At 27.2% G+C, this 25961-nt stretch carries 22 protein-coding genes; 2 read left to right on the top strand and 20 right to left on the bottom strand.

Annotated features, from left to right (window positions below; all coding sequences use genetic code 11):
- Positions 1 to 48: 48 nt before the first annotated feature.
- The 16 genes from CKV72_RS03945 to CKV72_RS03870 all read right to left on the bottom strand — a co-directional run bounded on the left by CKV72_RS03945 (position 49) and on the right by CKV72_RS03870 (position 15162).
- Positions 49 to 1233 (bottom strand): FprA family A-type flavoprotein, encoded by a 1185-nt coding sequence (locus CKV72_RS03945; protein WP_095177550.1) that lies wholly within the window; start codon positions 1231 to 1233, stop codon positions 49 to 51.
- A gap of 289 nt (positions 1234 to 1522) precedes the next feature.
- The gene (locus CKV72_RS03940; protein WP_089862960.1) at positions 1523 to 2023 is read right to left on the bottom strand and encodes an ECF transporter S component; all 501 of its coding nucleotides are present in this window, start codon (positions 2021 to 2023) and stop codon (positions 1523 to 1525) included.
- Between the two features lie 139 nt (positions 2024 to 2162).
- Entirely contained in the window at positions 2163 to 2567 is a 405-nt protein-coding gene (locus tag CKV72_RS03935; protein ID WP_089862961.1) for a hypothetical protein, read from the bottom strand.
- A 159-nt stretch (positions 2568 to 2726) separates the two neighbouring features.
- Positions 2727 to 3371: a V-type ATP synthase subunit D gene (locus CKV72_RS03930; RefSeq protein ID WP_089862962.1), complete on the bottom strand. Its 645-nt coding sequence runs from the start codon at positions 3369 to 3371 to the stop codon at positions 2727 to 2729.
- Positions 3372 to 3385: 14 nt separating this feature from the next.
- Positions 3386 to 4771, bottom strand: a complete 1386-nt coding sequence (locus CKV72_RS03925) for a V-type ATP synthase subunit B (protein ID WP_089862963.1) — start codon at positions 4769 to 4771, stop codon at positions 3386 to 3388.
- Complete coding sequence (locus CKV72_RS03920; protein ID WP_168944170.1) at positions 4764 to 6536, bottom strand: ATP synthase subunit A; 1773 nt, start codon at positions 6534 to 6536, stop codon at positions 4764 to 4766. The genes CKV72_RS03925 and CKV72_RS03920 overlap by 8 nt, the downstream gene beginning before the upstream one ends.
- A gap of 18 nt (positions 6537 to 6554) precedes the next feature.
- The gene (locus CKV72_RS03915) at positions 6555 to 6863 is read right to left on the bottom strand and encodes a V-type ATP synthase subunit F (protein WP_089863273.1); all 309 of its coding nucleotides are present in this window, start codon (positions 6861 to 6863) and stop codon (positions 6555 to 6557) included.
- Complete coding sequence (locus CKV72_RS03910) at positions 6856 to 7857, bottom strand: V-type ATP synthase subunit C (protein WP_089862965.1); 1002 nt, start codon at positions 7855 to 7857, stop codon at positions 6856 to 6858. The genes CKV72_RS03915 and CKV72_RS03910 overlap by 8 nt, the downstream gene beginning before the upstream one ends.
- Positions 7858 to 7870: 13 nt before the next feature.
- Positions 7871 to 8467, bottom strand: a complete 597-nt coding sequence (locus tag CKV72_RS03905) for a V-type ATP synthase subunit E (RefSeq protein ID WP_089862966.1) — start codon at positions 8465 to 8467, stop codon at positions 7871 to 7873.
- A gap of 36 nt (positions 8468 to 8503) precedes the next feature.
- Positions 8504 to 8977, bottom strand: coding sequence for a V-type ATP synthase subunit K (locus tag CKV72_RS03900; protein WP_089862967.1), 474 nt, complete (start codon positions 8975 to 8977; stop codon positions 8504 to 8506).
- Between the two features lie 14 nt (positions 8978 to 8991).
- A complete protein-coding gene (locus tag CKV72_RS03895) occupies positions 8992 to 10962 on the bottom strand; it encodes a V-type ATP synthase subunit I (protein WP_095177549.1) in 1971 nt (656 codons plus the stop codon).
- A complete protein-coding gene (locus CKV72_RS03890; protein ID WP_095177548.1) occupies positions 10949 to 11275 on the bottom strand; it encodes an ATPase in 327 nt (108 codons plus the stop codon). Before CKV72_RS03890 ends, CKV72_RS03895 begins: the two co-directional genes overlap by 14 nt.
- Before the next feature lie 136 nt (positions 11276 to 11411).
- Positions 11412 to 13142 carry a B12-binding domain-containing radical SAM protein gene (locus CKV72_RS03885; RefSeq protein WP_095177547.1) on the bottom strand — a complete coding sequence of 577 codons (1731 nt, stop codon included), beginning with the start codon at positions 13140 to 13142 and terminating at the stop codon, positions 11412 to 11414.
- 16 nt (positions 13143 to 13158) lie between these two features.
- Positions 13159 to 13677 (bottom strand): class I SAM-dependent methyltransferase, encoded by a 519-nt coding sequence (locus CKV72_RS03880; RefSeq protein ID WP_202192232.1) that lies wholly within the window; start codon positions 13675 to 13677, stop codon positions 13159 to 13161.
- 101 nt (positions 13678 to 13778) lie between these two features.
- A complete protein-coding gene (locus CKV72_RS03875; RefSeq protein ID WP_095177546.1) occupies positions 13779 to 14507 on the bottom strand; it encodes a phospholipase C in 729 nt (242 codons plus the stop codon).
- Positions 14508 to 14601: 94 nt separating this feature from the next.
- Positions 14602 to 15162 carry a ferritin family protein gene (locus CKV72_RS03870; protein WP_089862973.1) on the bottom strand — a complete coding sequence of 187 codons (561 nt, stop codon included), beginning with the start codon at positions 15160 to 15162 and terminating at the stop codon, positions 14602 to 14604.
- 847 nt (positions 15163 to 16009) lie between these two features.
- Between CKV72_RS03870 and spoVB the strand changes: the two genes are divergently transcribed.
- Positions 16010 to 17527: a stage V sporulation protein B gene (gene spoVB, locus CKV72_RS03865; RefSeq protein ID WP_095177545.1), complete on the top strand. Its 1518-nt coding sequence runs from the start codon at positions 16010 to 16012 to the stop codon at positions 17525 to 17527.
- A 32-nt stretch (positions 17528 to 17559) separates the two neighbouring features.
- Here spoVB and CKV72_RS03860 read toward each other — a convergent pair whose 3' ends face one another.
- The 4 genes from CKV72_RS03860 to CKV72_RS03845 all read right to left on the bottom strand — a co-directional run bounded on the left by CKV72_RS03860 (position 17560) and on the right by CKV72_RS03845 (position 24326).
- The gene (locus tag CKV72_RS03860) at positions 17560 to 19167 is read right to left on the bottom strand and encodes a putative polysaccharide biosynthesis protein (protein WP_089862975.1); all 1608 of its coding nucleotides are present in this window, start codon (positions 19165 to 19167) and stop codon (positions 17560 to 17562) included.
- A 17-nt stretch (positions 19168 to 19184) separates the two neighbouring features.
- Positions 19185 to 20147, bottom strand: coding sequence for an RluA family pseudouridine synthase (locus tag CKV72_RS03855; RefSeq protein ID WP_089862976.1), 963 nt, complete (start codon positions 20145 to 20147; stop codon positions 19185 to 19187).
- A gap of 37 nt (positions 20148 to 20184) precedes the next feature.
- A complete protein-coding gene (locus CKV72_RS03850; protein WP_089862977.1) occupies positions 20185 to 22215 on the bottom strand; it encodes a cell division protein FtsA in 2031 nt (676 codons plus the stop codon).
- Between the two features lie 104 nt (positions 22216 to 22319).
- Complete coding sequence (locus CKV72_RS03845; protein WP_089862978.1) at positions 22320 to 24326, bottom strand: ATP-dependent helicase; 2007 nt, start codon at positions 24324 to 24326, stop codon at positions 22320 to 22322.
- A 136-nt stretch (positions 24327 to 24462) separates the two neighbouring features.
- Between CKV72_RS03845 and CKV72_RS03840 the strand changes: the two genes are divergently transcribed.
- Positions 24463 to 25944, top strand: coding sequence for a nicotinate phosphoribosyltransferase (locus tag CKV72_RS03840; RefSeq protein WP_095177544.1), 1482 nt, complete (start codon positions 24463 to 24465; stop codon positions 25942 to 25944).
- Positions 25945 to 25961 lie beyond the last annotated feature (17 nt).

Below are 25961 nucleotides of genomic sequence, written 5' to 3'. Positions count from 1 at the left end.
TCCTATATGCAACAAGGATATGGAAACACCATATCCTTTATATTTTTATTAAAGAAGATTTTTAAATTTCTCTAAAAATATATCTGCATTTTTATAATCTTCCGAAGATGGTACAAATTTAAATTTAAATCCTTCTTCTACCACTTTTAGTTTTAAGGACTTTAATCTTTCGGTCATCATAGGAACTCCTTCACCACTCCAACCAAATGAACCAAAAGCTGCTGCTACCTTTCCCCTATTTACTATTGGAGATACTAAAGATAATACATCCCATGCAGGTTTTACAGCATCTTGATTTATTGTAGGTGAACCTATTAAAAATCCTCTAGATTTTTCTATTAATTCTATGCATTTTTCTACTCCTACTTTTGTAATTTCATGTACATCAGATTTTATGCCCATATCATTTAATTGTTTGTTAAAATAGTTTGCCATAGCCTTAGTTTGACCATATGCTGAAATATAAAATATTTCTATTTTATCTTCTTTATTATTATCAGTTGCAAATTCTCTATACATATCCATGTATTTTTTTATGCTTTCTTTAGTATGAATTGGACCATGACTGTTTGCTACTATATCAAAATCTAAATCTTTTATTTTATCCAATCCCGCTAATACAAATTTCTTAAAAGGGGACATTATTACATTAAAATAATAAACCATTTCCTCATGGTTATTTTCTACTTCTCCTGATACAATATCTTTTTCTGGACAATAATGTCCTCCTAAGAAATCACAAGTAAATAAAACTTTTTTCTCTGGAACATAAGTAAACATAGTATCTGGCCAATGAAGATTTGGTGCTGTTATAAATTTTAATGTAGTACTTCCTAGGCTAAGCTCCTTTGGAGCAATTTGATGATTAAAATCTTTATTTAAAATATTTTTCAAATAAACCGAAGCCGCCATGGAACATATAACTTGGGCTTCTGGATAATCCCTTAATAAATTTATAAGACTTCCTGAGTGATCCAATTCTGTATGTTGAATTACTATATAATCTACTTTTCTATTTCCTATAACTTCTTTTATATTTGAATAGAATTCATCATAAAATCCATCTTTTACCGCATCTATTATTGCTACTTTTTCATCATCTATTAAATATGAGTTGTAAGTTGTTCCTCTATTTGTTTCCATTATTATATCAAATATTATATCAAAAACTCTAAGTCCTGGATCCTTTACCCCTACACTATAAATATTATCCCTTATTTTAAAACTATTCATGATTATACCCTCCTATGAAGCAATAAATTTTATATAATAATAATTATTATATATTTTATATAATTATATTAAACTTTGAAAACTTCATCAATTGTCTTTTGTAAATTTTCTATTATATATTATTTATTTCCTTAATTATATATAATTATAAGTCACATTTAAAATAATTTCTAGTTTTTTATGCATTTTTATCCTTTAATAGATCAAATAAAGAATCGTTAAATCATTAACGATTCTTTATTTGCTAATTATCTCTTATTTTGAAATCAAAATATAAATTCAATTTATTTTACACATTATTCTTTATTAATTGTAAATTCAATGTTCTGCTTAAAATCTTTATTACTCCATAAGCTAAGATTCCATCAACTAAATGATGAAGTACAGTTCCTAGTCCTACAGTAATTAGTATACTCTTAAAAGTTATGCCAAAAGGAATTACTACTAGAGCCTCTGCTACTCCATGCACTAAAGAAGTGCTTATTACTACTTTACTATATGAAACTTCTTTTTGTATAAGATAAGCTCCTACCATTCCAACAATGCTATGCATAAACGCTCTGGCTCCCACATATGCTCCTTTTGTAATTAAAAAGCCTAATCCTGATCCTATACCTACCATGGCAGATGCTAATGGACCTAAAAACATTGATAAAAACATTGGAACATGTGATGCTAATGTAGCTGTAAAAGGTCCTATTTGTATAGCCAAAAATCCAAAAGTCAGAGGTATTACAATGGATAAAGATATTAAAAGAGCAGTATATACTATTTTTTTAATATTATTCATATTTCTCCCCCTCTATGCTGGTGTATATACACTAGTATATACTATGAGGCAGCTTTTGTAAACAAAAAAAATAAAATTTGGAACATGTTTCTCTTTGCAGAATGTTCCAAATTTTAACTATATTTTTTATCTTTAAATATTAAGCCATACATAAAGTTTTTTCTAATCCCTGTAATCCTATATTAAAAAATTTCCAATATCCATCTATATCCTCATACCCTTTACAATATATAGCTCCCTTTTCAAAATCATAACCTATTTTCTCTAATTCTTTTCTGTTTTCAAAACTACATCTTGTATCATTTAAATCCTCTATATTAACTTCTAAAGTCCTATTTTTATTAGTTTCTACTATGGCTATAAACTTTGGGAGTTGTCCATCTTCAGTTTCCTTAAAATACATATCTTTTATTTTTAAATTTACGCATTCTTCTAATGATATTTTTCCCTTATATATTCCCCATCCTTGTGCTATTGAAGTATAATCACCTATTTTAAATATACTTTCACCTATCATGCATGATTTTATTCTATTCTTTTTCATAACTAAACTCCTCCTCTTTTTTCATATCCTCTTTCAACTTGTTTATATTTTATCATACTTGTTAAAACTTTGTCAATATGTTTTTTTAAAATTTTTCTGAATCTTTTAAGATTTTAAAATTCAAGAAAAAGAACAAAAATAAAGCTGGATAATCCAGCTTTATTTTTGTTCTTTTTCTTCCATCATACTCTTTACTTTCATAAGTCTAGTTAGATTTCCTCTTTCATTTTCATCTAACTTCATTATTATAAATTTAATGGTTTCTTCTAGTTGTGGAATAGTCATATATTCTAGTGCATTTACTCTTCTTCTTGTTTTTTCAATTTCATCTGCCATAAGTTGACATGTTTTTTCTACCTCGGCTAATTCCAGTAATTTAGGCAAAATACCATATAGCTTTTCAATAGCTGTATCCAATTCCCCAGAAGTATTTGCGTATCCATAAGGATATATACTTCCTTCATCTTCTTCCATTTTTCTTTTAAATTTCATAACTGGTACATTTACACTCATAATATTTTTCTTAGTAATTTCTAAGGAAATACTTTCTTTTGGATAAACTATTGCTTCTTCTAGAAACTCTGTAGACATTACAGCTCTTGCCATTACAAAATCTTTGAAAGATTTTTGAAGTTCCTCTTCTACACTTTTTCTTAATTCATTATTATATTTTATTAAATCAATGAATCTTCGCATTAATTCATCTTGCTTATCTTTTAAAAGTTTATGCCCCCTAGTTGCCGTTGACAATCTTGATTTAAGCTTGGTAAGTTCCATTCTAGTAGGATTAACATTTAATCTCATAGACTTTCATCCCTTTATTCCTTACTTTTATCTTCAGGTAAATATTTTTCTAAATAACCATCTCTTATTCTCTTAAGTTCTGTTCTTGGTAATATGGACAATAACTTCCATCCTAAATCAAGAGTTTCTTCTATACTTCTATTTGTTGTAAATCCTTGGGATACATACTCTTTTTCAAAGGCATCTCCAAATTTTGCATACTGTTTATCAACATCAGATAATGCAGACTCTCCTAATATTACTGCTAATTCTTTTGCTTCTTTACCTTGAGCATATCCAGCAAATAACTGATTCATAGTATCAGCATGGTCTTCTCTTGTTTTGCCTTCACCAATACCCTTATCTTTAAGTCTTGATAAAGATGGCAAAACATCTATTGGAGGCATAATACCTTTTCTATAAAGTTCCCTGCTAAGTATTATTTGTCCTTCTGTTATATATCCTGTTAAGTCTGGAATTGGATGTGTTTTATCATCTTCTGGCATTGTTAAAATAGGAATCTGTGTAATAGACCCTTCCTTACCTTTAATTCTGCCTGCTCTTTCATATAAAGTTGCTAGGTCTGTGTATAAGTATCCTGGATATCCTCTTCTTCCTGGAACTTCTTTTCTTGCAGCAGATACTTCTCTTAGTGCTTCACAATAGTTTGTTAAATCTGTAAGGATTACAAGTACATGCATACCTTTTTCAAAAGCTAAATATTCTGCTGTAGTTAAAGCCATTCTAGGAGTAGCTATTCTCTCTATAGCTGGGTCATTTGCTAAGTTCATAAATAATACTGATCTATCTATTGCTCCTGTTCTAGTAAAGTCATCTACAAAGAACTCAGCTTCTTCAAATGTTATACCTACTGCTGCAAATACAACGGCAAATTTTGAATCTGAATTTAGAACTTTAGCTTGCCTTGCAATTTGAGCAGCTAGCTGAGCATGTGGAAGTCCCGAACCTGAAAACACTGGAAGTTTTTGCCCTCTTACTAAAGTATTAAGACCATCTATAGCAGAAATACCAGTTTGTATAAATTCTGATGGATAGTTTCTTGCCACTGGGTTAATAGGTATACCATTAATATCCAATCTCTTTTCTGGTATTATCTTTGGTCCATCATCCTTTGGTCTTCCTAGTCCATCAAAAACTCTACCTAACATATCTTCAGATACACTTATTTCTAATGGCTTTCCTAAAAATTTAGCTTTACTTCCTTTTATATTTATACCAGCTGACCCTTCAAAAAGCTGAACCAGTGCTTTATCTTCGTTTATCTCTAAAACTCTTCCTCTTCGTATTTCTCCAGTTTGAATTTCTATTTCTACTAGTTCATCAAACTTTACATTCTCTACTCCATCTACAAGCATTAGAGGACCAACTACTTCCTTAACTGTTCTGTATTCTTTAAGCATCTAAAATCCCTCCTTTGCTGATTAAATCTTCGATGTCATTTGTTAATTCTTTTGATATATCATCTATAGCTGCTATATCTTTTTCATCTATATATTTTGCTCTGGCTATTTTATCTCTAACTGGTAAATTTAATATGTCTTTTAAATAAACACCAGCCTTTAATGCCTTTTTTGCTTCTTCTCCAAATTGAAGAACAACTTTTAACATTTTATATTGTTTATTTAATGGTGCATAAGTATCTACATCATGGAAAGCATTTTGTTGTAAATAATCCTCTCTTAATGACTTAGCTACTTCTAGTTTAAGTCTATCCTCTTCTGACAATGCATCAATACCAACAAGTCTAGCTATTTCCTGTAAATTAGCTTCTTCTTGTAAAAGAGCCATAGCTTCTTGTCTTAATTCTACCCAATCTTCTGCTACATTTTCATTCATCCAAGGACCAACTTTATCCATATATAATGAATAAGAATTCAACCAATTTATAGCAGGGAAGTGCCTCCTATAAGCTAGTTGTGAATCCAGTCCCCAGAAAACTTTTACTATTCTCAATGTAGCTTGAGTTACTGGTTCAGATAAGTCTCCACCTGGAGGTGAAACTGCACCTATAGCTGTTAGTGCCCCTTCTCTTTCATCTTGACCTAAGCATATAACATTACCTGCTCTTTCATAGAATTCTGCTAGTCTAGAACCTAAATAAGCTGGATATCCTTCTTCACCTGGCATTTCTTCTAATCTTCCAGACATTTCTCTTAAGGCTTCTGCCCATCTTGAAGTTGAATCTGCCATTAAAGCTATTGAATATCCCATATCTCTAAAGTATTCTCCTATTGTTATACCAGTATATATAGATGCTTCTCTAGCTGCAACAGGCATATTAGATGTATTTGCTATCAATACAGTTCTCTTCATTAATGACTCTCCTGTTTTAGGATCTCTTAATTCTGGGAACTCATTTAAAACGTCTGTCATTTCATTTCCACGTTCCCCACATCCTATGTATACAACTATTTCAGCATCAGCCCATTTTGCAAGTTGGTGTTGAACAACAGTTTTACCACTTCCAAAAGGTCCTGGTACACATGCAGTTCCACCCTTTGTAACTGGGAAAAATGTATCTATTACTCTTTGGCCTGTTACCATAGGTGCACTAGGATTTAATTTTCTTTTATAAGGTCTGCCCCTTCTTACAGGCCATTTTTGCATAAGTGTTAAATCTTCTATACCCTTTTCTGTCTTTATTTCTCCTATTTTATCAACTACTGTATAGTCTCCTTCATTTAAAGAAACTATTTCTCCCTTTATTCCTGGAGGTACCATAATTCTGTGTTCTATAACAGAAGTTTCTTGAACTAATCCTAATATATCTCCTGTTTCTACCTTATCTCCAACTTTTTTAGTTGGATTAAAATGCCAAACCTTTTCTCTATCTAATGAGGGTACATCTATACCTCTTGTAATAAAGTCTCCTGCTTTAGCTTCTATTGCATCAAGAGGTCTTTGGATTCCATCAAACATAGCTTCTATTAATCCTGGGCCTAATTCAACACTTAATGGGGCTCCAGTTGTTACAACTGGTGCTCCAGGACCAAGGCCCGAAGTTTCTTCATAAACCTGAATAGAAGCTTTATCTTCTCTCATTTCTATTATTTCTCCTATAAGACGCTCGTCACCAACTCTTACAACGTCAAATAGATTAGCTTCTTCCATTCCTTCAGCAACTACTAAAGGTCCTGATACTTTTACAACTCTACCAGTCTTCAAGTCCACCTACCTACCTTCCTATAAAATATTAACCCCAACTGCTTTTTCTACATTATCACTAATTCTTTTTAGACCTATATTGAGTGAACCTTGATTACTTGGAATAAGTATAATAGCTGGCACAAGCTCTCTATTGTATCTTTCGATAGTTTCATCTAAATCTTTGGCTATTTGTTCTGTTATAAAGATAACACCATATTTTGTTGCTGCCATTTTATCTACTGCTTTTCTTGCTTCCTCCGAATTTACCACTGGAAAAACATCTATACCTATTGATTTAAAAGCTAATATTGAATCTTTGTCTCCAACTACTCCTATTTTAAACATAGGCATCACGCAGCCTTTCTCTTATAATATTGGGTGCTATGTTATTTAATTTGCCAACCATTATTATTCTTATTATTTTTATTTCCGTTTCTTTTGCGATTATATATCCAATTAAAGGTTCAACTCCAAAGCTTACTTGCTTTGCTTTTTTTATAAAGTCCATTATATAATTTTCAGAAAGTTTTTCGAAGTAGCTTATATTATTAGTTTTACTATATTCTTCTAATCCTAGTCTTATTATTTTTTCATAGGGAGTATATGAAAGTTTATTTGCTATGCTGTCTGCTGTTTCACTTTCATAACCTATTAATATATTTTTATCAATAGTTCCACCATCTAAAATAATTTTCTCAAAGAACTTTCTAGGTTTATTTTGAGATTTTGCTCTTAATAAAGTTCTTATATTGTTTAAGTCTATAGACATTTGAATATAGTCCTCTATAAACTTTTCATTGATTTTTTCTGATTTTAATAATATTTCTTTATACATATAGCTATCTAAAATTAAATCTATCTTTTGGGGGTCTTTATATGTTTCATACTCACTTTCTGCTTTTTCTAAAGCTTCTCTCATTAAAGGAGTAAGTTCTTTATAATTTTCCATATTAAATATTTGTTTTAATGTATTGTTATTTATAGTTCCCACCGGTATTAAAAGATATGTTAAATCTTTTCCTAAATATTTTCCCTTCAACATAACCTTTAAGTTATGATAATCATATCTTAAAGCCATTATATCTATAATAGATTTTTCAGGACTAATGCTATATAAAAGACTATATAATCTTTTAAGCTCTTCACTTAAAAGCACTTCATAATCTTCAGGTTTTTTTACATTTGACATGTAATTTAAATACTCAGTTTCTCCAAGTATCTTTAAAGCTTCTTCAGCGGAGGAACTATCTATCATTCTTTCAATCTTAGATTTATCAAGAAGTCTAGTTTCAAGTACTCTAATTCTTGCAATAGCATGGGTGAATTGCAAATTATCCATTGTAACTCCCCTCCTAACTGAACAAGGTGTCTATAATAACAGGATCTAAATCATCTTTAAGAGATAATATTAGTGCTTCAAAGGTATTATTTATTTCTATACCATCTTTGTTTAATATGAATCCACCTTTAAAATCTCTCTTTTTATCACTTATTTTTATTTCACCTTTTTTTCCCTTGCTTTTTAACTGTTTATTGATTTCATCTATAATTTCTTTATTTATATATTTTTCATGTTGAGATAATATTATTTCTTCATCTCCATATATTTCTAAATTTAATATACTATCTTTTATAAAATTTAAATATTCTTCTTTACTTAGCTTTCCCAAATTATTTAATGCTTCTTCATACACTTTAGCTATTACTTCTTGTTTTGCTTCTAACTTTCTATTTCTTACAAATAGATGTGCGTTAGATATAATTCTTTCTTTCCTATTTTTACTTTCTAAATAGGCCTTTTCTATTATTTTATTTTTCTGACTTTCTCCTTCTTGCTCCTGACCTAAAATAATTTTTTCTTCTTCTCTTTTAGCTTCACCTAAAATAATCTTTGCCTTTTCTTCTGAATCTTTTATTATTTTAGAGGTTAAATTCTCTAATTTAGACATTATCTTCACTCCCTTAATTGTAATTTTTTAGGGATACTATCTTAACATTAATACTGACATAACGAAGCCTAAAAGAGCATATGTTTCAACCATAACTGTTAAAACTATACCTTTAGTATTGTGTTCAGGTCTTTTCGCAAGAATAGATACTGCAGATGCTGCTGTTTTAGCTTGAGCTAAAGCTGACTTCCATCCAACAAATGCAATAGGTAAACATGAGAGTAATATACTAAATCCAGATCCAAGTTCCATACCAACACTCATTTTTCCCATTGCCATAAAAGCTATAACGAATCCATATAATCCTTGTGTTCCTGGTAATAGTTCAAGTATAAGTGCTTTACCAAACTTTTCTGGTTCTTCTGTTAAAAGTCCTGATGCAGCTTCACCAACTAAACCAACTCCTCTGGCTGATCCTATTCCTGGTAATATTGTTGCTAAAGCTACTCCTAGTGCAGCTAATAAAACTCCTCCATTTTGTAAAAAGAAACTAAAGAAATTATTATTCATTTATTATTCCTCCCTTATTCTGTCTTAATTTTTATAAATTTATTTGTATATTTGAAAGGAGTGAATGGTTTTCCTCCTCCTTCATAGAACTTTCCAAAATACTCCACGTACTGAAGTCTTGATGTATGAACATATGCGCCTAATGCATTTATTAATAAATTAAACATATGTCCTATTATAAATATCAATGGTCCAAATATCCAAGCTTTAACTCCTGTTCCAAGATAAGATATAATTAAATTTAAGGCCCCACCAATAAATCCAGTGGCAAGTCCTAGAGCCATAAGTCTTGAATAGGATACAAAGTCTCCTATATATCCAGTTATGCCATATAATCCATACAATCCTGCACCTAACCTTGCTCCAATATTTTTATTTTCTCTTCCTTGGGTAAGTACAAGGCCTATCATTGCTGCAAACATTATATATTTGATTATATTCATACTTCCTTTTAATGCTACTATATCTACAAAACTACCTGCCAAATAAAGTACTACTGTAATTATAGTTATATACCATAATCCAACATCATAAAATGCATCTAAATATTTGCCTTCTCTTATATACATATATCCCTTTATTCCCAATCCAATGAATATTTGAACTAATCCAAATATTATAGATACTAAAAGTAGTAAATTTGCATTATCCTCTGGTTTCATCCAAACAGCTGGTATATCAATTGCACCTGTAAAGAAACTACCATACATTATTCCCCAAAACATAGTGGGAATACTTAAATAAAAAAATAACTTTACAAAATTTTTAGATTCCTCTTCTAGTGGCAGTAACTTTAAAGCCAATATGGTGCTTACAAACATTACTAATCCATATCCAAAATCTGAAAGCATCATACCAAAGAATAACAAATAAAAAGGCATTAAGAACGGTGTAGGATCTATTTCATTATACTTAGGTAAACTATACATAGAAGTTATAGATTCAAAAGGTTTTATCAAAGAATTATTCTTAAGCTCTATTGGTACATCTTCATCTTCTTCTGGTTCTATAAAATCTATATAGTAATCTTTTGTTACATTTTTTATTTCTTCTTCCAATTCTTCATTACTTTCTTCTGGAAGCCATCCATTTATAGCAACCATTTTGTCGGTTTTTAAGAAATTTTCTGATACATTTGCTTTATTTAGCTCATTTTCAAAATATTCATATATAATTTTTAAATCTTCAAATTCACTTAAATAGCTTTTTATTTCTTCAGCTATTTTTTCCTTTTCATCTTTTATATTTTCTATTCTTTCTTGTGCAGAATTTATAAACTCTGCAGGAGATTGTTTATAATTTAAAGTTGTTTTACTAAAAGCATATTTTCTTAATATATCCTCTGCTTCAATTTTAGAATCCTTATGAACAATTAATAATAAATTTAGATCTTCTTTAAGTTCACTTATTTCTTCTACATAACTTTGTTCAAAGGAATTTTCTACATCAATTCTAAAATCTTCTTTTACTCTTTTAGGTATTGAGCCTATAAAAGCAATACAATTTTTTAATAATTGCAATTCTTGAAAAGACACATCTAACCTTTTCCAAGGAATTAAAGTTTCTATATCAGAATTTAATTTTGATATTTCATTATTTAGAATATTTAATTTATCTTCTTTATCTTTTATTTCATCATATATTTTTTCCCATTGCACACTTTTTTCAAGATTTTTTAAATCTTCATAGGATAAAACTTTTTTGCCTTTAAGACTTTCTTTAATTCCACCTTTTTCTTCATGATATCTTTTTAAAATATCTAGTGCAAATTTTACTTTATACTTTTTGCTTTCTAATTCATTTACTTCTGATGATGATAAATCATTGTCTAAAAACTGTAATAATTGTTGTTCATCATCTCCATAATTTTGTTCTTTTAAATCGATAAATTGCACTTTTGAAAACTTTTGGAGTCTTTCAAGAAGTTGCCTTTTTTCTGATTGAAATACAAGCAGAGAGAATTTATTCATTTTAACTATTGCCATGGCTTTTCACTATCCTCTCAACTATAAGATTAATAGCTTTATTAATTTTATCACTAGATACATCTAGTATTTTATTAACTTCTTCCTCACCTTCAAGTTTTATTCTTTTGGCTTCTTCTTCCCCTTCTTTTATTCCATTGTTAATTATGTTTTTGCTTTCTTCATTCCCTTTATTAATTATACTTTTATACTTTTCTTTAGACTTGGCTTCTGCTTCTTTTATTATTTCTTTACTTTTTAGTTGTGCTTCTTTTATTATTTTATCCGCCTTGTCTTCAGCACTTTTTATACTTTTTATCGCATCTAATGCCAAAATACCACCTCCTTAATTAATAAAAAGTATTTATTAATATATACTATTTATTATATTATAATATCATTAGCATGGATTTTTCAACTATTTTTATTGCTATGCTAATTAATAAAATAAAAGATGAAAGTTATTAAGCTTAATTATACCCAATAATATATCTTTTTACAATTGTTGTTATATTTTTAACTCTTTTTCTATTATCATCAGAAAATAATAGAAAAACTTCATCTTTTTTTAATACAGACAACTCTTCAAATTTTAGTACATCTACTTTGAATTTTTCTATGTGGTAATTATTTAAATTGTCTGCTGCATCTATTATGCCTTCTTGCTTTAATGTGATTCTTATTTTTTTTTCTTCTTTTTTATCCATATGTCTGTTTAGAAATTCAGGTAACCATCTTTTCTTGTTAAATTTTAAATAATCATATTTTATTATTTCTTCTAAATCATAAGATTTTTCTTTCATTATTTCCTCATTAAAATCCAGGAAAACCTTATAATAACTGACAGAAGAGATACTTCTAGAAAAATAACCTTTTGCATAAAAATATTCACTAAACTTTTCATAGAAGTCAAAAGGATTTTTAAATTTCTTTAAAAAATATTTTAATATATTGTTAAATTGTCCAGAATTATAATATTTATCTAAAACTTCTTCAATTCTTTTAAGTTTTAATATTTCTTCATAACTAATATTATTTGTTTTTAAAATTTCATAAGGGGTATATGGAGAATATATCATTCCCCACTTATTGGCTTCTTCTCTCATAGGAGATCCTTTTAAAAGCTTTAAAAAACCTAATTGTATTTGATCTGGCTCTATACTATATAAATCGTTAAAAGATCGTTTAAATGATTCATAATCTTCTCCAGGAAGTCCTGCTATTAAATCTAAATGTTGATTTATATTTTTAATTTTTAAAAGTTCTTGCACTTTTTCTTTTATTTCTAAAAAATTAGCATTTCTATTTATATTTTTTAATACTTCTTTATTAGTAGTTTGTACTCCAACTTCAAATTGTATTAAGCCTTTTCTTGCCTTTGATAAAAGATTTATCTCTTTTTCAGTTAAAAGATCTGCTGATATTTCAAAATGAAAAGTCATATTAGGAGGATTTTTTTCTATTATAAAGTTCCATATATCATATGCAAATTTATGATTACAATTAAAAGTTCTATCGATGAACTTTACTAAACTAACCCCTTTATCTATAAAAAATTCTAATTCCCTCTTTACTCTAGATATATCTAAAAACCTTAATCCATGAACTGTTGATGATAAACAATACTTACAGCTAAATGGACATCCTCTAGATGCTTCATAATAAATTATTTTGTTTTCTAATTCTTCTACGTCTTCATAAGGAAATACTATTTCATTTATGTCCATTAATTCTCTCTTACCTGTGTAAATAATTTTATCACCTTTAATATAATATAAAGCTTTTATATTATTTATATATTTTTTATCTTTATCACTTTCTAATAAATATTGTATAAGTTCTCTATAAGTTTTTTCCCCTTCTCCCTCTATTAGGAAATCGCAATATCCTTCCTTTAAATAACTTCCACCATCAAAGGAAACTTCTGGTCCCCCAAGTATTATTTTTATATTAGGATTTATTAGTCTGATCAGCTTTGATACCCTTTTTATATAAGATATGTTCCATATGTAGCAAGAAAATGCCACAACATTTGGCTTATTTAAAATAATTTCTTCTACAATTCTCTCCAATCTATCATTTATAGAAAACTCTTGAATTTCACATGTATATTGTAAATCTTCTGTAAATCTTTTTAAGTACCTTACAGCTAAATTACTATGTATAAATTTTGAGTTTATTGCAACTAATGTAACTTTCATATATATTTCTTCCTCTCTATTTTGAATTTTTAGCTTTTATAAAATATATGCCAAATTCGTTTCTTATATCTTGTACATCAAAATATTTTTCAATGATTTTTATTGTAGCTTCCTGAGAATTATCTCTTAGTATATTAAAATTTTTAACATAAAAATCTTTTTGTATATTATTAGGTAAGTTTATTACTATTTTATTGTTAAAGCATTTCTTAAAACCTTTATCTATATCCCATATATATATATATCCATCCTTTTTAATGTACTCTTTTATTTCTTTAAACAATTTTTCTTTAGAACTTTTAAACTGTATATTATTTAGTACAAACATTAAAGTGCAATTGTCATAAAAATTTTTCTCTATTAAATCTTTTTCTTCCCTTCCATTAATATAACCTATATCAACCTCCTTATTAAAATATTTATATCCATTATATAAAATACCGTTATTATTAAACCCTATATCTAATAATTCTCCATTAAATATTTCTTTATCTATATTTATTTCTATACTTTCAAGTTTCTTCTTCAAACACATCCCCACCTCGTATTTAATGAATTTTTTAGGATTTTAAGATAAGTGTTACTTATATTAGTTAAGTTCTTTATAAAATAATAAAATCCTCCAATTGGAGGATTTTATTTACTTAAATTTAAAAAACTTTCCTTATTTTTTACATCTTCATAATAGTCTAGTAGAAATCCTGCAGTAGTTTTTTGTGCTTCTTTTAAAACTATTGACGCAATTTTATTATATTTTTCTTCCCTATTTTTTATATTAATGTATTTTATATAAGTGTTATTAGCCAAAAAAGAATTGTTCACTATATATTCATCTAAATTACTATATCTTACAATTTCATCTTCAGCCATAAAAGAGTAATCATTTAAAAGTTTACTAATTATCCATAATTCAAATCTTCTATGACTTTTTAAAAGTTTATTGTTAACATGCTGAGGTACTGTAACATCTTGTATTAAATGACAGGCTGCTCCTAAAAAAAACATAGCCTTATTTAAATCACCTTTTTCCAAATACTCTAAAGATTTTCTATGATATTTTTTACATTCTAATAATGCATTAGAAAATCCATATAAGCCTTTTCCTTTACTAAAATGGAAAAAATGATTAGAACTTTTAAAATCTTGATCTGCCCAAGTAGTACCTTCATTTAGTTTTGACAAATTTTCTTTAAAAAAATTATAAGCATCCTCATATTTATTATTTTTTAAAATATCTAATGATTGGAGCATTATAAATTTGTGTACTGTACAATAAGTTTTTAAAAATTTTTTCTTTAAAGGATTTACTGCATGAAATAATCCTTTAAGTGCAGTACCATAGGTTTTTTCTATCCTATTCCCCATACATTTTAGAACTCCTTTTTATAATATCTTTAGTCATTTATTAACTAATTATACTACTTATTTAATTAATTTCAATATATTATTTTTATCTTATTTACTTTGTAAGTTCTATGTGTTCTTTCTCTACTAAAGAGAGAACATCAAATATTTCTCTAATTTTATCATTACATAGGTCATTATAGTATTTTCTATAGTATTGTACTGCATGCTTTTCTCTTTTATTTGCCATCTGTACTAATATCTCATCACTATGGTATTTGCTATAATCCATTTCTCTAAGATTAGGAAGTTTTTCAATTCCAATTAAACTTTTGTGTATTCTTGCATGCATATATTCTATATTAGATAATGCTTTAAACATTTCTTTTAAATTTATATCCTTTGCCAACAAAGAAGCTTGTCTATAAAAATTCCCATTAAAAACCTCTAATTTCATTGCATGATCTAATATCTTATTTGTTTCTTTATCTATTCCTTCAATTTTTTTATTTAAAAATTCTTCAGATCTATTTATTATATATTCTTCACTAGCTCCACAAAATGGACATCTAATTATATTTTCCATAGTATTTTTGTCTATAAATGCTTCTTTATTATAATTAAAATTATTTTCGTTTATAATCATACCACATACTTTACAAAAATATTTCATTATCCTATCAACCCTCTCAAATATTAACTAATATTTATTTTAGTATATATTACATATTTTATCTAGTCTACTTTGATTCACAATATAAAAATTTTGCGTCACAAAATTTTTATAGAGGACAATTGACAGAGGACAGAGGACAATGAAGGATGATTTTCTTCCTTACGTCAGAAAATCTTTAATCTTATTAGTTAGAATTGAAAATGGAGAATGGAAAGTGGAAAATGATTGACAACTTTTTTATATTAGACAAATCTAAAATATCCTTAATTCTCCATTCTCCACTTTCAATTTTCAATTATATCTACATTGACATTTTTATTGATGGCTGGTTTAGCAAAGCTAAACATCGCTTTAGTTTTTAAGAACATTAAAATTAAGTCAGGCTATAGTCTTAAAATCTTTTAAGCTATAAAATTCTATCGAATAGTTTTAACTTTTATAAAAATTCATATAATCAAAGATTTTTTGTAACAAAGTGAAAAAAATCCTCAATAATTATTCATTGTTCCCTGTTCATTATTCATTAATCAACGGCAGCCTATCGGCTTTGCGACACAGTCGCTAGATTAATAGCAAGTAATTAAAATAAATTATTATATAAATATTAATTTATCTTAAATCTCATCAAGTTTCATAAAATTAAAATTTTTTCGTAATGACAATGAAGAAAAAATGTCTATCATTCTCCATTCTCCACCTTCCATTTTCAATTATATTATAAAATTTAAGATTTTCTGTAGCAAAGCGGAGGAAAATCTTCCTTTATTGTCCTATGTCCTCTATTAAAAAAATTACTTCGTAATTTTTTTATAAAGTAATATTAATTTTCATCTCTGAATACATATTAATGTTATCAATTTTTGAGGTATGTAATGTGAAGAAAAGTTCTTTTTTTAAAAACTCTTTTATATTAACTTTTTCTAATTTAATAATTGGTATTTTAAGATTTATATTTTCCATAATACTTTCTCATAAATTAGGTCCTGAAGGTATAGGACTTTATGGTCTTATAATGCCTATTTATGATTTGTTTATATGTCTTATATCTGGTGGAATGATAGCAGCAATATCTAAGGTATCTGCAGAATACTTTTCTAAAAAAGATTTTAAAAATTTAAATAAAACTATAGATATATCTATGTATTTTGATATTTTATGGGGATCCTTTGTAACCATTATTGTATTTATTACTTCTACTTTCATAGGTAAATATGTGTTAAAAGATGTTCGTTCTATAACTGCTATTAAAGTAATCTGTCCTGCTATGTTATTCATAGCCATATCCTCTATTTTAAAAGGATATTTTTATGGTATATCTAAAGTTAAAATACCTGCTTTTATAGATGTTTTTGAAAAAACGTTGAGGATAGTTTTTTTGACTCTCATAATTTATATATTTTCCCTGAAAAAAATAGAAAGTACAGTCACCGCAGCTTATATTACTTTAACCATAGGTGAATTTGTAAGCACGTTTTTACTATATATAGCTTACATAATACATAGAAAAAAACTAAACTATGGGTATAGATATGAGGGAAAAGCTCAACTTTTATTTAATGTATTATCTATATCCTTTCCTTTATGTTTAACAGGATTTCTTACTACACTACTTTTTTCTTTTTCAACAGTATTAATTCCTAGAAGATTATTAGCTGCTGGTTTTACTTATAACAATGCTCTATCTTTAATGGGGAAATTTTCAGGTATGAGTTTAAATATAATATTTTTTCCAATGGTTATAATAGATTCTATATCTACAATATTAATACCAGATCTGTCTCAAACTATTAGTAGTAAAAATTATTGGGCGGTGGAAAATAGAATAAATCAAGTTTTAAGAATAAGCCTTTTATTAGGTCTATCTACAACTATAATATGCTTAACTATACCTCAAAATTTAGGGTATCTATTTTATAAAAGAAATGATTTAGGAAACTATATATCTTTTGTCTGTCTTTTAGCTCCTTTTTTATATTTATCTGCAACTACTAGCGGTATATTAAATGGTCTAGGAAAACAGGGAATTATTTTAAGAAATTCTTTGATAGTAGCTCTAGAAGAAATTCTTTTAATATTTATATTAGTAAGAATACCATCTATAAATATATATGGAGTAGGAATAAGCTTTATAATTACATCTATAACAGAGCTAGTTCTAAACTTAAATATTATAAAAGATAACTATTTTATAGATATACAAAAAGATGAATTAATTATAATAATTCTTCTATCAATATTGTTTTTATTTATACTAAATATATTTAAATCTTTACTAACAAATGGCATACACAAATATATTATTATAATAATAGTTGGTTTCTCTCTATATCCTATTTATAATATTTTAAAACAAAAAAATAAATAGATTGTAGCCCTTTAAAAAGTGCTACAATCTATTTATTTCATTTTTGCCATTATAAATTTAGGGATAAACTTATTTAATCTTCTTGGAAAAACTTCAAAATCTTCCTTTGTTATTCCTCCTGTGATTACCATCGCAAATAAATATGAATACATTCCCAGTATTACAGCAATTAAAGTTACTGTAGTATTTGCAAAATATCCTTTTGAAGTTAAATTAAAGAATTTAACTAAAAACAACTTAGATGTCCCAACAACAATCCCCATAAAAACAGATGCTATAATTGGCTTTTTTGCTTGTTCTAACAATTTGAATTTTATATTTAAACTTTTTAAAAGCATTCTATGATTTAATACTATTGGTACTACATAACCTATAATACTTCCATAAATAGCTCCTAGTATATTTAATGACGGTATTGCTATTAAAAAATAGTTAGCTACTACTTTACACACTATACCTATTACTGCATAAAGTGTAGCAGTATATAATTTGCCTATACTTTGTAGTATAGTAGTTTGGATTTGCATAACAGACATCAAAACTACTACTATTGATCCATATTTCATTAGATATGATCCATCTCCAAATTTCAACATATTAAATATAGATCCACTTAATATACCTAATCCAACAGCAGAAGGAACCGATATTAAAAAACATAATCTAAAAGCATATCTAATTTTAGACTTTACAGTCTCTTTATCATTTATAGCTGCTGCGCTTGATATTGCAGGTAATATAGCTACTGCTAACGATGTAACTATAGCTATTGGTACATTTATTAACTGCTTGTACTTTACTAAAAAACCATATAGTCTTGAGGCTTGACTTTCCAATTGTCCACCCGCTATTAACCTTGCCATAGTATTGCTTAAGTCAATTAAGTCCCCTGCATAAGTCATACCAACACAAACTGTTATAGGTATTCCATAATTTATTATCTTTGAAACTATTTCTTTATTAGTATATCTTTTTATTTCAACTTCTCTAAATTTACTTGGAATTTTTATTTTTTTATTTTTTTCGTAAACAATGACTAAAAATATTGCAGAAAGAAATGCCCCTATGGATGTTCCCATAGTTGCTCCTGCACATCCTGCTTCTAAGCCATAATTAATTAAAAAAAGTGCAAACAAAAGGGTAAATATAGTGTTTCCTACCTGTTCTATAACTTGAGATATAGCTGTAGGTGTCATATTTCCCAACCCTTGAAAATATCCTCTATATGATGAAGCTATAGAAGTAAAAAGCACCGCTGGTGAAAGTGCAATTATAGATAAATATGCCCTTTTTTGATTTATAATCTTAGAAATAGGTGCTGAAAAAAACAGCATTAAACAAGTCATAACTATTCCTATTATAAGTAACATAAACCTAGCTATTTTAAATGTTTTAACTGCATCTTTATAATTTCCCATTGCAGTAAGCTCTGATATTAATTTTGAAATAGCTACTGGTATTCCCGAATTAGTAAGAACAAATATAAAAACATACACAGAATATGCAGCACCATAGACACCATAACCTTCATCTGTTATTATTACTCTTAAAAATGGTATATATAGTAAAGATAATACTTTTACCATCATTCCTGCTAAAGATAATATAGCAAACCCTTTAGTAGTTGATTGCTCTTTCATAATAATATCTCCTCATTTTAGAACTTAAACACATCATTTTTTATTTTCTTCAGAATAGGTGGCAACGATTCTGCTATAGTTTTATTTTCTAGATATCTTAATTTATCTGTACAATTCCTAAAAATTAATTTATAAGCATATAAATATTGATAATCTATGCCATACTTATTATAGAAAAAACTGTTTAGTTTTTTATTACCGTACTTTTTATCTCCAACTATAGGATTGCCTAACGAACTTAAATGTGCTCTTATTTGATGACTTCTTCCTGTTATAAGTTGAATTTCTATTAAGGAATATGTCCCACAGGTTTGTATATTTCTAACTTTCATTTCAATTTCTTTAGAATTTTTTTTAGGTTCATTATGTATATATGATCTATTAGACTTAGAGTCCTTAACTATATGTGCTTTATATACTCCATCTTTTATTTTACCACATATTAAAGCTTGGTAATATTTATCTACATTTCTTTCTCTTATCATCTTGTTTAAATCTTTCAGGCTTTCATAGTTCTTTCCAAATATAATTATACCTGCAGTATTTCTGTCTAATCTATTGCAGGATGCTGGAGTAAAAGTAACTTCTTCTTCTGGTAAATAATCACCTTTTTCATATAAATATGATAATACATAATCTGTTAATGTAGGATCTGAATTTTTCTTATCCGAATGTACTAAAACTCCAGGTTTCTTTTCTACTATTATCATGTTTTGATCTTCATATGTTACTTTTAATTCATTTGATCCTTCCACAACTTTAAATTCACTATGTTTTTCAGCATTTGTTTTTATCTCCCTTATTTCTACTATATCTCCTAGATTTAGGGAGTATTTTTCCTTTACCTTTTTTCCATTTACTTTTACATCACCTTTTCTTATACTTTTATAGATAGCACCTAAGGGAACATCCGTTAACAATTTTCTTAAAAACTTATCTATTCTCTGATCTGATTCATTTGCTCCTATTTCTATTTTCATTAGAACACTCCTTTTATTATCTTTTATAATAATTTATTTAATTTTCCCATCTTGCTTCTATAATATCTCCATTTTTTAATTTAGTATTATAGGAAGCTTCTTCTCCATTTAATTTTAGTACTAATTTACCGTGAATTTGTGTTAAATCCATTTCTATATAATTAAATATATCTACAAATACATATTTTTTCTTGCCTTTTAAAGAAAAATCTTGCCCATTAATTTTTATATTTATTTCTTCATTTAGATCTTTATTTAAATCTTTTTCCTTTGTAATTGCACACTCTTTATTTAAATCTTTATTTTTCAATGCTTCTCTATTTATTTTTTCATTTTCTACTTTATATATTCTATCTCCTTCTTTTATAATATAGTTATCTTTTAATTCTTCACCTTTTAGATAATATTTATAGTTTAAAGTTTCATCATCCATATACTTTTTAAAGTCCCCTAAGGTTTCTACATTTATTATTTCTACATTATCTCCTTCTTTTATACCCTCTTGTATGCTTGCTTTTTCTCCATTAATTAGTGCAATAGGTTCTATTGTATAAACTATATCATTTAAATAAAAATCTATTGAATATAATTTTTTAATGTAATCTTTTACTTTAGGTGAAGCATCTAAACCATCCTTAGCAAAAACTATATCTATATTTTGTCCCTCATTTATTTCTGAATCTATATTGACAATTTTTCCATCTAATTTTATCTCAGCATTGGTGGCTAATGTTCCAAAAGCAACTCTAGAAATTCCATTTAATTTAAACCTAATATTTTTTCCATTTTTCCCTATAAGTAATTTAGGATTTATTCCACCTTGTACCATAACATCCATAATAGTATGTTGCTTTGATCTAAAAAGACTAACTATATTACCATTTAATATAACATCTATAAAATCATGTCCTAAATTTTTTATAGAAATCAATGCAATACCTAAAACTGTTACTCCTATAGCATCTAAATTTTCATTTTTACATACACAAGCCTCCACAGAATTCCTTCCTTTTATAGCTATTCGTTGTTCTGGTAATTTAAGTTTTTCACCTATATACTTTTTTATTCCTGGAGTATAAGCTCCCCCTCCTACTAAAAACACAGCACTAGGATTCTTTCCTCCATTGAGTTCTAGAATTTTTTTTGAAATTTCTTCAGATATATTATTAATAACAGGCTCTATTATATTTTTAACTTCTTCTGAAGTTATTTCATTTTCTAATCCTAATACATCTATATATTTTATTACTTGGCATTTATCAATACTTTTTTTTATTTCCTCTGCAGTGTTAAAGTCTACAAGACAGTTCTGTGCTATAGTTTCTGTTATTTCATCTCCTGCCAAGGAAACCATTCCATAAGCAGAAATAGTTTCTTTACTACTTATAGCTATATCTGAAGTACCAGCTCCTATATCTACAAGTGCTAAATTAAGTAACCTTAATTTTTGTGGAATAACCGCTTCCATAGCTGCTATTGGCTCTAAAGTTAAACTTACAACTTTTAGATTAACTTTATTCATTACAGAATATATGCTGTCTACAACAGATCTTGGCAAAAATGTGGCTATAATTTCTGCGGCTATCTCTTCTCCTTTGTGCCCTAATAAATTACTAATTATGTATCCATTTAAATAATAATTAATAACACTATATCCTACGCAATAAAGTTCACCCTCATACTTTGTTACTTCATTTTCTGCTGACTTTATTGCAGTTAATTCTAAGCTTCTTATTAAATCTTTATCTATTTCACTATTGTCTTCTATTTTTAGATTTTCTTTTACTGTAAGGGTTTTTAAAAATCTACCTGCTGCTGCTATAGATACCTGTGATAATTTTATATTTAGTTTTTCTTCTAATTTAAATTTTATCTCCCTTACACTTTCAGCCACTAAATTTATGTCATGTATTTGTCCATCCACCATTGCTCTTTCTTTATGTTCTAAATACATTTCTTCTATCACATGAAATTTTTTATCTTTAACTATTCCCACTGTGCCTAATATAGACCTAGTACCTATATCTAAAGCAAAAATAACATCCTGTATATTATTATTTTCTCCCATATCAAACTCTTCCTTTTTTAAACAATTTAAAAGCTCATATTCTAGGAATACGAGCTTAATAAGATTATATAATATAATTTAAACATATTCAATAAAAGGCACTTTTAAGAGTTTTGTCTCCTCTTTTGAATTAATCCATTTATATTTATTACATCTAATTTAAGCATTCTACATATTCCATTAAAATCTATAGTTATCTTATTTTCTTTTATTTTTTCAATTTTTCCTTCTCCCAAATACTTATGTAAAACAACTTCACCTATCTGGTAACTATCCTTTAAGTCCAAATTACATTCCTTTAAAAATCTTGAATAAGGCAAATATTTGCCTCCTATATTGCTACATATACATAAATTCAAATTAGAGATACTTCTTGTTATAGCAACATAAAATAATCGTCTTTCTTCTTCTAATTTAATATTATCTTTTAAATCATTCACATTGCTATTATAAGGTATATTCCCATCATTACAGTTTATTATAAATACACTTTTAAATTCCATACCTTTAGAGCTGTGAATACTACTAAGAGTTATAGCATTTTCCTTTTTCTCTAAAAGTTTATTTTTGCTTTTTTCTATGTATTTTATAAAATCCTCCAAAGAAGTAAAATCTTCTATAGTTTTTTTCAAAATATAAATTATATATAAAAGTTCTTCTTCGTCTATTTTAAATTTTTTTGAATAACTTTTTATATATTCTTCATATCCTATATCTTTCATTATATAATCTATAACTTTATTATTATTTAGATTTTTTATTCTATTTATTTTCTTTTCTAAACTTTTCATAGTTTTTATTTGCAATATTGACATATTAAAATTGCACATTATATCAAAACAACTATCTTTTTCTTTAAATTCCCTTAGTTTTTCTATATGTATTTTACTTATATATCTAAAGGGTTTATTTATTATCCTAATTAAACTATATCTATCCCTATTATCTAATGATAGTTTCACATAACTTATTATATCATTACATATGAAATGATTATATATATTAAAATATTTCTGATTTAAATTAAACTCTACATTATTTCTTAGGAAATAATCTATAATCATAAGTGCTTCTAAATTTCTTCTATAAAGTATAGCTACGTCTTTGAAATTATACCCTTTTTTCTCTGTATTATAAAGCACTTCTTTTAAAATATTCTTTATTTGTTCTTTTTCATCTTCACTATATATTATTTTTATTTCTCCATCAAATTCATTATAAGCAAATATTTCTTTAGAATTCCTCAGTTTATTAATTTTAATTAAATTTTTTGATAATTTTACTATATTCTTTCCACTTCTGTAATTGATTTTTAAAAATATTTTTTTACCCTGATTAAAATACATAGGAAATTCCACCATAGCTTCTGGTTTTGCTCCTCTAAAATTATATATGCACTGATCTTCATCTCCTACTGCAAAGATACTATTATCTCTATTTAACATATTTAATATACTTAATTGGATATCATCGCAGTCTTGAAATTCATCTATTAATAAGTATTTAAATTTATCTCTACATTGATTTAATATCTTTTCATTATTTTCTAAAAGCTCTTTACACTTTATTTGTATATCATCAAAATCTAATTTAGTTTTATACTGTTTATATTTTTCATATTCATCATAACATTCATAGAATAGCTGTCTATCTATATGCTCATCTATTTCATGCTTGCTTTTGTATTTTGATATGTTATTTAGTATATCTTTAATCAATTCTTCTCTTATATTATTTGTATATTTTTTCAAAATTTTTTCTATTATAAACGCACTTTCCTTTTCTGAAATTATACTTATATGTCCAACATGAGCTTTTAATATATTGTAAAATAAACTATGCAATGTTCCAAAAAAGGGAGTATGCATAAAATTGCAATGATGAATTCCTTGCAAATCCAAAAACCTTCTTTCCATATCTTTAGCTGCGCTTTTAGTGAAGGTCATTGCAAATATATTCTTTCCACATACTCCTCTTTCTTTCATTAAATAAAATATTCTATTTATAATAACAAAGGTTTTGCCACTCCCTGGAGGTGCAATTACCACTAAGTTCCTTTGTTCTCCTTTAACAGCTTCCATTTGGTATTTATCTAATCTTATTTTTTTCAAATTTTTCTTCTCCTTTTTATTAATATAATAAACTTGTAATATAATACATATGGAGGTAAAATAATAATTAAATAATTATTAGTATTAAAATTATTGACAAAAATAAAAAAAATAAAACTTAATAAGGAGAATATAGATGGAGTATAAAAAAAATTTTGACATAAGAAGCAATAGAAATTTAACTATGTTAGTTGACTTCTATGAACTTACTATGGCAAATGGATATCTTAAAAATAATTTAGGAAATAAGATAGCTTATTTTGACATGTATTTTAGAAGAGTTCCTGATGGGGGAGGATACTGTGTAATGGCTGGTATCCAGCAATTAGTAGAATATCTTTCAAATTTAACATTCTCTAAGGACGATATAGATTTTCTTAGAAGTAAAGGTATATTCGATGAAGAATTTCTTGATTATTTAAGAAATTTTAAATTCAGTTGTGATGTTTGGGCAGTACCGGAAGGAACTCCAGTATTTCCAAATGAACCTTTAGTTACTGTTAGAGGACCTATTATACAAGCTCAATTTGTAGAAACTATGATACTTTTATCTATAAATCATCAAACTCTAATTGCAACTAAAGCAAACAGAATTTGTAGAGCTGCTGAAGGTCGACCTGTTATGGAATTTGGTTCTAGACGTGCACAAGGCTATGATGGTGCAATATATGGAGCTCGTGCCGCAATAATTGGTGGTTGTAATTCAACTGCTTGTACTATAGCTGAGCAAATGTTTGGAGTCCCATCAGTAGGAACCATGGCTCATAGTTGGGTTCAATTATTTCAAACAGAATATGATGCTTTTAAAGCATGGGCAGAAGTTTATCCAGATAACTGCGTTTTCTTAGTAGATACATATAACGTACTTAAATCTGGAGTTCCAAATGCTATTAAGGTTTTTAATGATGTTTTAAAACCTATGGGATATAGACCTAAAGCTATAAGAATTGATAGCGGTGATATAACTTATCTTTCAAAAAAATGTAGAGAAATGTTAGATGAAGCCGGTTATGAAGATGTTCAAATAACTGTATCTAATTCATTAGATGAATACATAATAAGATCCGTTTTAAGACAAGGTGCTCCTATAGATAGCTTTGGAGTTGGCGAAAGACTTATAACTGCTAGATCTGAACCTGTATTTGGAGGAGTCTACAAATTAGTAGCTGTAGAAGAAGGTGGAAAAATAATTCCAAAAATAAAAATAAGTGAAAACGAAGAAAAAATAACAAATCCAGGTTTTAAAAAGGTCTATAGAATTTTTGATAAGGATACTGATAACGCCATTGCAGATCTTATAACCTTACAAGATGAAAAAATAGATGAAGAAAAACCTTTAGTTATATTTAACCCTGTATTTACGTGGAAAAAGAAAAAATTAACCAATTTTTATGTTAAGAATTTAATGGTTAAAATTTTTGATAAGGGAGAACTAATTTATGAAAATCCTGAAGTTTCAGAGATTAGAGAAACTGCTAAATCAGAAAGTGATAAACTTTGGCATGAAGTACTAAGATTTGAAAATCCACATAAATATTACGTTGATCTTTCCTCAGAGTTATGGAAGTTAAAACAAAATCTTATAAATGAACACTCCAACTATTATGAAGAAATATAAATGTAAATCCCTACATA

Origin of the sequence: Clostridium cochlearium (assembly GCF_900187165.1) — a bacterium.
In the GTDB taxonomy this organism is placed as follows: Bacteria; Bacillota; Clostridia; order Clostridiales; family Clostridiaceae; genus Clostridium_G; species Clostridium_G cochlearium.
This window is presented reverse-complemented; position numbering and strand designations above follow the sequence as displayed.

Excerpts from the sequence above, each read along its gene's own strand:
- CKV72_RS03945 (WP_095177550.1), bottom strand. The coding sequence starts at position 1,233 with ATGAATAGTTTTAAAATAAGGGATAATATTTATAGTGTAGGGGTAAAG.
- CKV72_RS03940 (WP_089862960.1), bottom strand. The coding sequence starts at position 2,023 with ATGAATAATATTAAAAAAATAGTATATACTGCTCTTTTAATATCTTTA.
- CKV72_RS03935 (WP_089862961.1), bottom strand. The coding sequence starts at position 2,567 with ATGAAAAAGAATAGAATAAAATCATGCATGATAGGTGAAAGTATATTT.
- CKV72_RS03930 (WP_089862962.1), bottom strand. The coding sequence starts at position 3,371 with ATGAGATTAAATGTTAATCCTACTAGAATGGAACTTACCAAGCTTAAA.
- CKV72_RS03925 (WP_089862963.1), bottom strand. The coding sequence starts at position 4,771 with ATGCTTAAAGAATACAGAACAGTTAAGGAAGTAGTTGGTCCTCTAATG.
- CKV72_RS03915 (WP_089863273.1), bottom strand. The coding sequence starts at position 6,863 with ATGTTTAAAATAGGAGTAGTTGGAGACAAAGATTCAATATTAGCTTTT.
- CKV72_RS03910 (WP_089862965.1), bottom strand. The coding sequence starts at position 7,857 with ATGGATAATTTGCAATTCACCCATGCTATTGCAAGAATTAGAGTACTT.
- CKV72_RS03905 (WP_089862966.1), bottom strand. The coding sequence starts at position 8,467 with ATGTCTAAATTAGAGAATTTAACCTCTAAAATAATAAAAGATTCAGAA.
- CKV72_RS03900 (WP_089862967.1), bottom strand. The coding sequence starts at position 8,977 with ATGAATAATAATTTCTTTAGTTTCTTTTTACAAAATGGAGGAGTTTTA.
- CKV72_RS03895 (WP_095177549.1), bottom strand. The coding sequence starts at position 10,962 with ATGGCAATAGTTAAAATGAATAAATTCTCTCTGCTTGTATTTCAATCA.
- CKV72_RS03885 (WP_095177547.1), bottom strand. The coding sequence starts at position 13,142 with ATGAAAGTTACATTAGTTGCAATAAACTCAAAATTTATACATAGTAAT.
- CKV72_RS03880 (WP_202192232.1), bottom strand. The coding sequence starts at position 13,677 with ATGTGTTTGAAGAAGAAACTTGAAAGTATAGAAATAAATATAGATAAA.
- CKV72_RS03875 (WP_095177546.1), bottom strand. The coding sequence starts at position 14,507 with ATGGGGAATAGGATAGAAAAAACCTATGGTACTGCACTTAAAGGATTA.
- spoVB (WP_095177545.1), top strand. The coding sequence starts at position 16,010 with ATGTTATCAATTTTTGAGGTATGTAATGTGAAGAAAAGTTCTTTTTTT.
- CKV72_RS03860 (WP_089862975.1), bottom strand. The coding sequence starts at position 19,167 with ATGAAAGAGCAATCAACTACTAAAGGGTTTGCTATATTATCTTTAGCA.
- CKV72_RS03855 (WP_089862976.1), bottom strand. The coding sequence starts at position 20,147 with ATGAAAATAGAAATAGGAGCAAATGAATCAGATCAGAGAATAGATAAG.
- CKV72_RS03850 (WP_089862977.1), bottom strand. The coding sequence starts at position 22,215 with ATGGGAGAAAATAATAATATACAGGATGTTATTTTTGCTTTAGATATA.
- CKV72_RS03840 (WP_095177544.1), top strand. The coding sequence starts at position 24,463 with ATGGAGTATAAAAAAAATTTTGACATAAGAAGCAATAGAAATTTAACT.